Below are 11,437 nucleotides of genomic sequence, written 5' to 3'. Positions count from 1 at the left end.
CTCCACACGCTTTCCCCCGTCACTCGTATTATAATCGAGAATCAGAAACTTCCCGTCATACACAATCCAATTCGCATACACGGAATGCAGTACATTGGTATACACCTTACTATCGAATTCCAACGATCCCGTGGCTCCGTCTATATCCGGAGTATCCCCTTTGGCGATAGCCTTGAACACCAGCCGCATATCCTCCGCCATCCACGACCCCATGTTCATCCCCCTCCCATCGACCAAAGAACACAACGCTTCGTTCATATCGTCCGTGCCTTCGATCTGCATTTTAAACGCAGCATAAGCGATCAAACACAACGCATCATACATGTGAGCTTCTCCTAGTACGGGCTGGTCCCCGAATTTCACCTCATAAGATACCTGAAATCCCGAAACCGGGTCAGGTGACATGGCTATTCCTTCCAGGCCCTCGGCATCCTTCCCTAACCTATCCAAAACCGTGGCACTAAAAGCAACATCAGAATAAAGTTGACGGGAAACCAATCCAGGTATCCCTTTACGTGTAGCCACCATATCTTGCAAATTCTCAACCGAAGAAGGTACGCAAATCATAAAATCGGCATCGTAATCCGCACATTGCCGAAAACCGTCACCTACCGTAGCATCCGTGTATGACACGATTCCAGCAACTTCCAACCCGAACTCCTTCGCCTGAAAAGCAAACCAATCGATAAACGTCTGTCCATAAACATCCTCTTTTGCCAACAAAGCTACTCGCTTTGCCCCGTACGTCATTGCCTTCGACAACAATACTTCACACTGAGCTATATCCGTTTCTGTCAGCACCCAAAGAAAACCTCCTCCGCGAAACTACGTACCATCTCGGCCGACGAAGAAATAGTAAAAAGCGTTTTGTTATACTTAGCACACTGCCGAGCTGCCACCCAAGTATGCTCCGAATAAAAAGGTCCTATTACAGCATCCACATCCTCGCGTACGGACAGTTCGTTAAACAATCGCTCAATATCCAACTCGTTCTCGTCATACCATTCCAACTCGATTCTGATCCCCCCGACTATTCCTCGCTGTGCCGTTTCAATATTTTGCATGGCCCACTCCAAACAATGTTTCCAGTGTCCGGCCATTTCGTCTTCCAAGGGAAGCACTACCGCCACTCTTACCTCTTCTCTCCCGGGCGACGACTCTTCTTCCGCCTGATCCTCATGACAAGCAACAAACGATAGCATCATCACGCACATGATCAATGAAAAACTAACCCACCTCCCTTTCAAGATAAACAGGTTTCTATCTTTTATCCAGTTTTTTTTCACCTTGTACCCAATCATAGGAGATATCATATACTTCCTCTATAATTCTTAATCTTGGATTTTACCTCACTTTTATCAGAAACAAAAGTGACAAAAATGATAAACTAACGCAAGAGATTGGATGAAAAAAGTTTAGGGAGCCACACACTAATTTACTTTTTAAGCAGACAATAGCAGGATATCTATTTTTTGTTTATATTTGAAAAGAAAACAAAACATAAAAAGGCTAAAAGAGAATGCAAGTGAAGAGCTGGAGAACAGGCTGGATTTTCGGATGTTGCTTATTTATATGGATAAGCTGTAATCGGACAGGAAACGATAATCCCCGTCTGGAAAAAGCATTGAGTCTAAGCGGCTCTAACCGCCAGGAACTGGAAAAGGTATTACATCATTTCTCTCAAAATCCATCGGATAGTCTGTACTTAAAAGCTGCAATTTTCCTGATTGAAAACATGCCCGGTCATTGGAGCCCCTCACCGAAAGACTTTCAATCTTATTTAAAACGGCTGGATACGCTGAAAAATCTGTCACCTCTCACCCGGAAAATACTTTTGACTTATCCGGCAGAACATCCTGGTTTGTGTCCCGATTTTACACCGGTTGAGGATATCAAACAGATAAAAGCCGACTTTTTAATCCGGCATATTCGAGCCGTTTTTGCCTTAAAGACTTCCTGCCCCTGGCTCGCTCATATCGATTTCGAAACTTTTTGTGAATATCTTCTGCCTTACCGGATCGGCCGTGAAATGCCCGAAGAACTGAGCACACTCCTATTGGATTCCACCTTCTGGCAAAGCATCGAATATGCCAAATGTTACTACGACGATTGCCGGCATTCCATCCAGGCCCTTAATCAATATCTGGCAAAACAGAATTTTTCTTCCTTTCCTCCACAAAACGACAAGGAACTCTACAATCTGCTAATGTTGGACCCGAACAATACAAAAGCCTCTTTGATACAATACAGGGTTGCCGGTATTCCGGCTGCAACCGACTTTTCAGCTATCCAGCGACGCCAGGATAAAGTCACTTATTGGCTTTACACCCAAGACCCGCGGATCAATCATATCAATACGAGTTCTATAGCCAATTTACGAATCGGTAAAATCTACCGGCAAACCTTTTCCTCAAATCCCCTGCCGGAGACCAAGGAATATGTCCCTCCTTTTTTTAAGGATCCTTTCAATAAAGATGTTACCGATCTTTATCTGCATACGGCAGACATCAGTATCGATATTCCGGTAACCGTCCATACTGAGTATGCTTATCTGGCAGTTTACGATGATGTAACCTGGCAGCCTGTAGCCTATAGCCCTATCCAAAAGGGAAAGGGATATTTCAACAAACTGGGACGAAATTGTATCTATTTACCGGTATATTATCCCGATAACCGGATACAAGCTTTCGCCCCACCGTTTATACTGAACAATAACGGCCAAATTACACCGTTCCGAACTGATAAAACTCATTTGAAAGCTCTGCATATCAGGAGGTTACAACCCTATTCCGCCGAAACCGATTATATGGGATATTACCTGAAGAATGCCCGTATCGAATGCGCAGACGACAGTGCTTTTCTCCACGCTGACACCGTATTTACCATCCAGGAATCACCTTATTATTACCAGGATACCATACGCCCCGACAAGCATTATAAAAAACGCTATTGGCGGATCAGTCCACAGTTCGGAATTTCGAATCTCGCCGAACTCCATTTCTATGACTCTTCAGGCGAAGCACTTCATGGCGTTCCTATCGGTCCGGACACGACCTTCTATCGTAATCTGACCGACCACGACCCCGCTAGCAATAAGGCCATCCGGAAATGGTTCGGCTATGATTTCGGCCATCCGGTATCCGTTTCGGAGATCGTTTATCTGAACTTCAACGACGGCGAGAACATTTGTGTCGGTCACGAATACGAGCTATGTTATTTTGACGAAGGCCAATGGCAAACAGCAGGAGTAACAACCGCTACCGACCATGTCATCGAATTCAATCGAGTCCCCTCATCAGCCCTTTTTCAGGTAAAAGACAGAACCCGAAACAGAAACGGTAGCCTGTTTACTTATGAAAATGGAAAAATCAGATTTTGGTAAAACCGAACGATATGAAAAAAAAGACAATTATACTTCTCTGGTTAGTGACCGCCTATAGCTGCAGCAACTATTCTTCCCGTCTGAAAGCAGTACTGGATTACAGCGGTACGAACAGGGCAGAACTGGAAAAAGTACTCGACCATTATTCCCAAGATCCTGCCGACAGCCTGAAACTGAAAGCAAGTATCTTTCTGATCGAGAATATGCCCGGTCATTATACCTTCGGCGGCCCATACATGAAATCCTATAACGAGCAACTCGGTTTACTCAAAAATTGTCCCTATTATGAAAAAAAAATCATCCAAATGGTCCCCTTCGATCATATCGGCTATAGGCAACAACTGGATATACAAGAAGATGTCAAATACATAAAAGCCGATTTTCTGATCCATCAAATCGAACTCGCTTTTAACCAATGGCAAACCCGGCCCTGGAATGAAGGTGTCGATTTCGAAAATTTCAAGGAATATCTCCTGCCTTACCGGGTTGAAAACGAACCGCTCGATTATTGGCGCGATTCAATCTCTCCTCTGCAAAAGAACCTGGAAACCTACTCGACTTATTACGATAATTTTCGTCACTCGATCTCTCAAATCGAAAACAGATTTCGCACTTTTCTATTCATGTTAGACAAAAAAATCCCGGAACCCGATTTAAAGAATTTTAAATCAGACTGCATCCCGACCAGTAAAGCCAATTTGTTTGTATTACGGATACTGGGCGTACCGTCTGCAATCGATTTTATTCCCCATTTCGCAAATCGAAACGGTCGTCACTATTGGGCTACCGCTATCGATCCCCGAATCAACTCCACCCAGGTATATCAGGTGGGAATCTATAAAGCACCCAAAATTTACCGACGGACCTATTCACATAATCCGACAGCTAAACCGGGGAAAAGAGAATATGTTCCCTATTTTTTTCTCGATCCCTTCAATAAAGACGTCACAGACCTTTATATCCCCACTTCCGAAATCAGATTGTCAGCCCCGGGGATCAGGAATATTCGACACGGTTATCTCGCTATTTTCAACGATTTAAGCTGGCAGCCCATTGCCTGCAGCAAACCCGCCGGACAGGAGATTATCTTTCCCAAAATGGGAAAAGATATTGTCTACCTGCCGGTTCATTATACAAACAAAAAAGAAATGGTCCCCTTTGCTCCTCCTCTCATATTATACTCCGACGGAACTGTGCATCCGATTATTGCCAACAAAGACTCTTTACAGTATATGAAGCTCGTCAGGAAATATCCTAACAGAGGAGAAAGCGACTATTGGTACTCCGCTTTTATCGATTCACATTTCGAAGCCGCCGACAATCCGGATTTCAAATCCCCTCATTCCATCTGCACGATCCGCCACAAGCCCGATTATCGCTATCAATTTATTCCGATCGATACCACTTTGTCTTACAGGTACTGGCGATTCGTAGCCAATGAGGCCTGGAGGGCCCATCTGTCGGACCTTCGCTTTTACGATAAGCACAAGCAAGAAATAAAAGGAAAAATCATCGGAATGGATTCGACTAAAACAAACGAACTCTTCGATCCGGACCCGCTCAGTATGTGTATGATTCCGGAATGGGTGGGCATGGATTTCGGTAAACCTGTGGCCTTATCACAAATCCGGTATCTCCCGCGGAATGATGCCAATGGGATTTTCCCTGATAATCAATATGAATTATTTTATTATGATTTCCCCCAAGGATGGATTTCTATGGGCATAAAAACAGCTACCGGCACTTACATCGAATACGACGACGTCCCCAGCAACGGATTATATTGGTTGCGCAACCATACCCTGGGACAGGAAGAACGGATTTTTACGTGGGAAAACGGAAAAGCACACTTTTGGTGATTTAAGGTGGAGGATACTGGATTTATTGCATTAAAATATTTTTAATCCCGGAGGAAGGACCTCTTCTTTACGGACTAAAAACACAGAAGGAAAACTTTAAAATCCTAAACGCTCATTTAATTTCACAAAAATAAAATTCGCGTCAATTCCCGCTTTAGCAAAATCCACAGGAAATCTGCGGTTAAAGATTGTTAAACCCTCACCGATTAGTCGCTTCCTGATTATATTTGTTACACGATAATACTTCGTGTCGAACAAAAGGTTACTAAAAAGGTGCAATATGGATGTTGTGGTTGAAAATCTGACAAAGTCTTTCGGCTATCAGAAAGCAGTAGACTCTGTGAGCTTCGAAGTCAAAAAAGGAGAGATTCTGGGATTTCTGGGACCGAACGGTGCCGGTAAAACCACCACCCTGAAGATCATGTCGTGCTTTCTATTTCCGGATTATGGAAACATCCGTATCGGTAAATATTCCATCCATAAAAACCCCTATAAAATTAAACAAATCATCGGTTATCTACCCGAACACAATCCACTCTATGAAGAGATGAATGTGATCGATTTTCTGGATTTCATCGCCCGGGTACACAATATTCCCAAATATAAGATCATCCCCAAAGTCATGGACATGATCCGGATGTGTGGCCTGGACAATGAAAAACACAAAACCATCCGGGAGTTATCCAAAGGCTATCGCCAGCGGGTAGGATTGGCCCAGGCGTTGATCCATGATCCGGAGGTATTGCTGCTCGACGAACCGACCACCGGACTCGATCCGAATCAGATCGTCGAAATCAGGGAACTGATCAAAAATATCGGCAGGGAAAAAACGGTGATCATGAGTTCACATATCCTGGCAGAGATCGAAGCGACCTGTGACCGGGTGCTGATCATCAATAAAGGAAAAATCGTCGCTGACGGAACTTCTGCCGAACTGCGCAACAAATCCGATAAAGGTAAGCTACTGAAGATTTGTATTCAGGGCGGAGAAGACGAAGATATCTACAACGAACTGGCATTGATTCCGGAACTGGAAAACATCATTTCCTCCACTCCGCATCATTTTGAGATCCAATGTGAGCGGGCTACTGAAATTGAGAAAAAGATTTTCGATATTTGTTGCCAAAATAACTGGTATATCAGCGAAATGACTCCCGTGGAAACTCGTCTGGAAGATATCTTCCGCCAGGTAACTAAAAATTAAAATGGTTATGAATACGGTTAAAATACTCGTTCATAAAGAATTAGCCACAACATTCAATTCATGGAGTATCTATATCGGGTATACCCTGTTTTTCTGTGTTTGCGGATTTTTTTCATGGCTTTCCAGTAATAATCTTTTATACATCGGACAGGCCAATATGATGCAGGTATTCGGTATTATCAACTGGACACAGTTTTTTCTGATTCCAGCCCTCACCATGAAAAGTATTGCCGACGAAAAAAGAAACGGAACGATCGAATTAATGCTGACCAAGCCTATAAAAACAGCCGACCTGCTTTGTAGTAAATTCTTTTCCAATTTAATTATCACGACACTGGCCTTGGCCCTGACACTACCCTATTATATTACGCTCTCTTTCTTAGGAGAGGTGGATCATGGAGCAGTCCTTTTAGGCTATCTGGGCCTGATCGAGATGAGTGCATGTTATATCTGTATCGGCATCTTCTCCTCTTCCTTGTCCCGTACTGCCGTATCGGCTTTTTTCATCAGCCTCGGTATCGGTTTGTGTTTCCAATTTTTATTCGGCATGTTTGCTGAACAGATCGGGACCGGCATTTTTGCAGATCTATTCAGTTATCTCTCTATGGAAGAACATTTTGATTCGTTGTCAAGAGGCATACTGGATTCCCGGGATATTATTTATTTCGGATCGGTCATCACGGTTTTTCTGGCTTTATCGAAGTTTTTCATATGTAAGAGCCGATTTTAATATTTCAATCTTTACAATGTCACGATCTGTATGAAGAAAATTATAAAAGATATTATATCCATTCTCACAGTAATATTACTCGTGAATATTTTCTCTTTTTTCATTTTTTTCCGTTGGGATTTTACCAAAACCAAACGTTATTCCCTGAGTAAAGTCAGCAAGACCAGTATCCGTAATAACGTCGAACCCATTGTTGTCGATTTTTATGTCACCGAAGATCTGCCCCAGGATACGAAAAAACTGGTAAAAGAATTCCGTTCATTGCTGAAGGAATATAAATCTCTCAGTAATGTCAGTTTTACGATAAACACCATTTACCCGGATAACACAGAAAAGGAATTTAAAGCGACCCAGGAAGGAATTATCCCGTCATTCAACGAGATCCGGGAAAGGGATCTGGAGAAAATCCAGAAAATTTATTGCGGAGCTGTATTTCATATCGGCAACAACAAGACCGTACTCCCCAACATTTCATTCAATACACCCATTGAATATGAAATTACCCGGATGTTGAAACAAGCCTCCGATACCATCAAACCCCGGATCGGTTTTGTTCGCGGACACGGCGAAACGACCCTTAACTTAATGTCGGAACTGGTCGACGAACTATCTCATCTGACGGACATTACGGTTGTAGATCTGAATCTGAACACTTATGAAGATTGTAATGTACTCTGCCTGATCAATCCCAAAGACAACTTTTCCCCCTATGAAATCGCCCAACTGGAAAAATTTCTTTCCAAAGGCGGACGGCTTTTCATCGCTTTGAATCATGCAATCGGACTGTTGGATCATCCGAACAATGGATACATCAATTCCACAGGCGTGGAAGATATGCTCGAGAAAAAAGGACTGAAAATCAGGAACGACTTTATCATCGACAATAATTGCGGGGTATGTAATTTCGAACAACAATACGGTTATCTGAAATTCCAGCGTAGTGTCAGTTTCCCGTATTGCCCGGTGATCACCAATTTCAGCAAGCATACGATTACTTACGGCCTACGGTCGATGCTACTCATGTTTGCCAGCAGTATAGAACAGATCAAAACCCCGACGCCTTATATTTTCACTCCTCTGGCACAAAGTTCCTCCATTTCGGGAGTGCAGCAAGCTCCGGTATGTTTCGATCTGGAAAAGCAATGGACCCAGCGCGATTTCAACCGTCCGCACAATATCGTCGCAGCCTTACTGACGAACGACGATAACAACAGTGCCATCGTCACCATCACCGATGCCGATTTCCTGATCAACCAGTCGGCTATCGACGGCCATACGGACAACATCACTTTTGCTTTAAACTCTATCGAATGGCTGGCAGACAATTCCGGGCTGATTCAGTTGCGAAATAAATTCACCACCTTCCCGGTACTGGAACCTGTCGGAGACACCAGCCGGGAAGTGTTGAAGTACATCAATTTCCTTTTACCGATCCTGATTATTCTGGGAATCGCCTTTTACCGATACAAACGTAACCTGAGAAAACGGGAGGACCGTTCTCATCCAGGTTATATCGATTAATGAAGTTTCAACAGTCCGATGATTTTATTATAAAGAGCGTCACTCACCGGAGTTAAAGGTAAACGCAGGGTATTTTGACGAATAATGCCGGCAGCATGTAAAGCAGCCTTTATGCCTGCCGGATTTCCTTCTTCAAATAAAGCTTTACAAAGTTCGGCCCTGTCCAAATGGATGCGACGGGCAGTCGGATAATCTCCCTGCAATGCACTTTTCACCAGACAAGCATAATCGTTCGGAAGTACATTGGCAATCACCGAGATCACGCCTTCGAATCCCAGTGACATCAGAGGCAACAACAGTGCATCTTCACCGGACAAAGCAGCGAAACCGGCCCGTTTGGATTTTAGAATAGCCGTAGCCTGATCGAAACGGCCGGAAGCTTCCTTCACAGCGATAATGTTGGGACAATCGTGTGACAAAGCCGCTACAGTCGCAGCTTCCATATTCACCCCACTCCTCCCCGGAACATTGTATAAACACAAAGGCAGCGGCGAAGCAGCGGCAATCGCTTTAAAATGTTCGTAAAGCCCCCTTTGAGTCGGTTTGTTATAACAAGGAGTTATGCTCAGTATACCCTGACAAGCTTTCAACCAGGTGGCCGTTTGAAGTTCACGGATCACCTCCGCCGTATTATTCCCTCCGATACCGGCAATCACGGGAAGACGCCCCTGATTGGCTTCGAGAATCGTATGTACCACCACCGCTCTTTCGTCGGCCGATAAAGTCGCAGTCTCTGCCGTAGTTCCCAATGCCACCAAAAAATCCACCCCACCGTCGATGACATAATTCACCAGACGGTACAGAGATTCCCGGTCTATTCGTTGCTGTTCGTCGAATGGAGTAACCAAGGCCACTCCTGTACCGATAAGTCTGTCCATGTTAGTATTTGTTTATCCCCGATAATATTACGTTCAATTTATTTACAAGGCCGAAAGGTTCGGTCACTTCGTCGATCACAATATCGGCCACTCCTCCCTCCTTTTTCATCCCTACGATACAAGAAGCCTGAGTATGTTGTAATACAAATTTGATTAATGCAGTTGTTTCCTTATTCAGGTCGATAAACAAATCATATTTACAGCCCAGCATAGCGATCAAACGCCCGTTCCGTATCTTGCCACCGAATCCTAAATCAGCATTCCGTACCGCCACCAAATCATCCGTTTCCAGCATCTCGATCCCATCCGGAATAAAACACAGTTTATCCATTTTCACCCCGGCAAAATCGGATTCCAATTTCCGGAACCATTTGTTCTGATCGGTATCGGCACTCCAAAACACCAGACAAGTTTTTATCTCCCTCTTCTCCTTATACTCTACCTCCCTGGTACTGTTCCCGACACGCTTATTCAGTGAATCTTCCTTCAGACGATGAAGGAGATTGTTCAAAATCTTTTTCATACTTCTAATATTCTCAGACAAAAATAGTAATAAAATAATGATTCCCCCTGCTTTGTTATATCTTCTACAAAAAATCACTTTGTCATAAAAAAAACAACAAAAAGCTTGCACAGTATTATTTTTGTACATATCTTTGCACCGCTTTAGAGATAAGACACGGACTCGTAGCTTAATGGATAGAGCACTTGGTTACGGCCCAAGAGGTTGTGGGTTCGACTCCCGCCGAGTTCACCAGTTCAAAAAGCAAAAAATTAAACTCCCGAAAATTAAAATTTTCGGGAGTTTTTTATAGACTCCCAGGGACGGGGCAGTGGGTTACTTTTTCCCTTGTCAGAATTAATTAATTCCTTACCTTTCCTCTGATATTTCTTATCGGAGGGTTATTGTACCGATAAATAAAACGATTTCTACAGGTAATTTATCACATTATAAAACTACAATATAACGAAAAAAAAATTATCTTTGAAGACTAACGAAATGCTGTGCCATGAAGAATCTTCTTTTTTCGGTTTTCTTTTTAATGATAAGTTCTGCGCTATGGGCTTTTCAACCGGAAATGAAAACAATTACCCTAAATGATGGAGAAAAGGTATTGACCCGCCTGTGTCTTCCGGAAGGGCCGGTAAAAACAATCGTGTTTGCCATTCACGGGACAGGGCCGAATACTTATTTGAATAAACGGTCCGGATTCAACTTTTATGATGTTATGGCCGAAGGGTTCTGTTCTCAAGGAGTTGCTTTTTTCTCTTACAACCGGCGTGGCGTAGAGGTTGGCGACACAGCTCCCCGTTTTGACCGGATTGATTCGGCAAAATATGCAAAATATTCACCGTCGACTGAAGCCGAAGACGTCGAGCGAATGGTGCATGTGCTAAAAAAAGACAAGCGTTTTAAAGATTGTAGAATAATCCTGTATGGTATGAGTGAAGGGACAATCATCGCTTCGATGGTCGCTGAACGAAAGAAAGTAAAAGTCGACGCTTTATTTTTACATGGTTATGCCAATGAGAATATGTATGACATCATCCGTTGGCAAAACAGCGGAGAAGGAATCCTGATTATGGTAAATTCCATTTTCGATAAGGATGGAGACAAAAGCGTCAGTCGCGAAGAGTATGAATCTTCGGATAAAGTGGTGGCTGCCTACAGAAAATATCTATTCCAGGATTTACCGTTCGATACGGTAGATATCGTAAAAGACGGCCGAATCGACATCAAAGATATCGCACCTGCCAGACTGGCTTTTCATGACACCTTAATGCAACATATAACAGCCAAAGACGATGCCTGGATTTCTAATCATTATTTCAGAATAACCACAGCCTGGTGCAGGGAATGTT

10 protein-coding genes and 1 tRNA gene are annotated in these 11,437 nt (G+C 43.4%); 7 read left to right on the top strand and 4 right to left on the bottom strand.

Going from position 1 to position 11,437, the window contains the following annotated elements; genetic code table 11:
* Both WS42_RS13090 and WS42_RS15655 read right to left on the bottom strand, forming a co-directional pair.
* Window positions 1–801 (bottom strand): type 1 periplasmic-binding domain-containing protein (locus tag WS42_RS13090; RefSeq protein WP_502685718.1); only part of this gene is annotated, 801 nt, incomplete at its 3' end.
* On the bottom strand, window positions 795–1,301 hold the full coding sequence (locus WS42_RS15655) for a type 1 periplasmic-binding domain-containing protein (RefSeq protein ID WP_286728622.1): 507 nt from the start codon (window positions 1,299–1,301) through the stop codon (window positions 795–797). The genes WS42_RS13090 and WS42_RS15655, both read right to left, overlap by 7 nt.
* 218 nt (window positions 1,302–1,519) lie before the next feature.
* On the opposite strand from WS42_RS15655, the gene WS42_RS13085 reads away from it, so the two are divergent.
* The 5 genes from WS42_RS13085 to WS42_RS13065 all read left to right on the top strand — a co-directional run bounded on the left by WS42_RS13085 (window position 1,520) and on the right by WS42_RS13065 (window position 8,696).
* Window positions 1,520–3,382 carry a hypothetical protein gene (locus tag WS42_RS13085; protein WP_046451218.1) on the top strand — a complete coding sequence of 621 codons (1,863 nt, stop codon included), beginning with the start codon at window positions 1,520–1,522 and terminating at the stop codon, window positions 3,380–3,382.
* 11 nt (window positions 3,383–3,393) lie between these two features.
* Window positions 3,394–5,241: a hypothetical protein gene (locus tag WS42_RS13080; RefSeq protein WP_140403426.1), complete on the top strand. Its 1,848-nt coding sequence runs from the start codon at window positions 3,394–3,396 to the stop codon at window positions 5,239–5,241.
* Window positions 5,242–5,521: 280 nt separating this feature from the next.
* A complete protein-coding gene (locus tag WS42_RS13075; RefSeq protein ID WP_013613632.1) occupies window positions 5,522–6,445 on the top strand; it encodes an ATP-binding cassette domain-containing protein in 924 nt (307 codons plus the stop codon).
* A 7-nt stretch (window positions 6,446–6,452) separates the two neighbouring features.
* Window positions 6,453–7,175, top strand: coding sequence for an ABC transporter permease (locus WS42_RS13070; protein WP_041557632.1), 723 nt, complete (start codon window positions 6,453–6,455; stop codon window positions 7,173–7,175).
* A gap of 30 nt (window positions 7,176–7,205) precedes the next feature.
* Window positions 7,206–8,696 carry a GldG family protein gene (locus WS42_RS13065; protein ID WP_013613630.1) on the top strand — a complete coding sequence of 497 codons (1,491 nt, stop codon included), beginning with the start codon at window positions 7,206–7,208 and terminating at the stop codon, window positions 8,694–8,696.
* Here the strand turns inward: WS42_RS13065 and dapA are convergent.
* The gene (gene dapA / locus WS42_RS13060; RefSeq protein WP_046405736.1) at window positions 8,693–9,574 is read right to left on the bottom strand and encodes a 4-hydroxy-tetrahydrodipicolinate synthase; all 882 of its coding nucleotides are present in this window, start codon (window positions 9,572–9,574) and stop codon (window positions 8,693–8,695) included. The two genes, WS42_RS13065 and dapA, sit on opposite strands and share 4 nt — an antisense overlap.
* Before the next feature lies 1 nt (window position 9,575).
* Complete coding sequence (locus WS42_RS13055; RefSeq protein ID WP_140398553.1) at window positions 9,576–10,097, bottom strand: DUF6913 domain-containing protein; 522 nt, start codon at window positions 10,095–10,097, stop codon at window positions 9,576–9,578.
* Window positions 10,098–10,255: 158 nt separating this feature from the next.
* On the opposite strand from WS42_RS13055, the gene WS42_RS13050 reads away from it, so the two are divergent.
* A tRNA-Arg gene (locus tag WS42_RS13050) sits at window positions 10,256–10,331 on the top strand.
* Window positions 10,332–10,653: 322 nt separating this feature from the next.
* Window positions 10,654–11,437, top strand: a 784-nt coding sequence (locus tag WS42_RS13045) for an alpha/beta hydrolase (RefSeq protein ID WP_286728616.1), incomplete at its 3' end; no start/stop codon positions are given.

This window comes from Odoribacter sp. N54.MGS-14, assembly GCF_000980295.1.
GTDB classification, from domain to species: Bacteria; Bacteroidota; Bacteroidia; order Bacteroidales; family Marinifilaceae; genus Odoribacter; species Odoribacter splanchnicus.
The sequence above is the reverse complement of the archived record's forward strand: the minus strand, read 5'-3'. Positions and strand labels throughout refer to the sequence as shown.

Excerpts from the sequence above, each read along its gene's own strand:
- WS42_RS15655 (WP_286728622.1), bottom strand. The coding sequence starts at position 1,301 with ATGATTGGGTACAAGGTGAAAAAAAACTGGATAAAAGATAGAAACCTG.
- WS42_RS13085 (WP_046451218.1), top strand. The coding sequence starts at position 1,520 with ATGCAAGTGAAGAGCTGGAGAACAGGCTGGATTTTCGGATGTTGCTTA.
- WS42_RS13080 (WP_140403426.1), top strand. The coding sequence starts at position 3,394 with ATGAAAAAAAAGACAATTATACTTCTCTGGTTAGTGACCGCCTATAGC.
- WS42_RS13075 (WP_013613632.1), top strand. The coding sequence starts at position 5,522 with ATGGATGTTGTGGTTGAAAATCTGACAAAGTCTTTCGGCTATCAGAAA.
- WS42_RS13070 (WP_041557632.1), top strand. The coding sequence starts at position 6,453 with ATGAATACGGTTAAAATACTCGTTCATAAAGAATTAGCCACAACATTC.
- WS42_RS13065 (WP_013613630.1), top strand. The coding sequence starts at position 7,206 with ATGAAGAAAATTATAAAAGATATTATATCCATTCTCACAGTAATATTA.
- dapA (WP_046405736.1), bottom strand. The coding sequence starts at position 9,574 with ATGGACAGACTTATCGGTACAGGAGTGGCCTTGGTTACTCCATTCGAC.
- WS42_RS13055 (WP_140398553.1), bottom strand. The coding sequence starts at position 10,097 with ATGAAAAAGATTTTGAACAATCTCCTTCATCGTCTGAAGGAAGATTCA.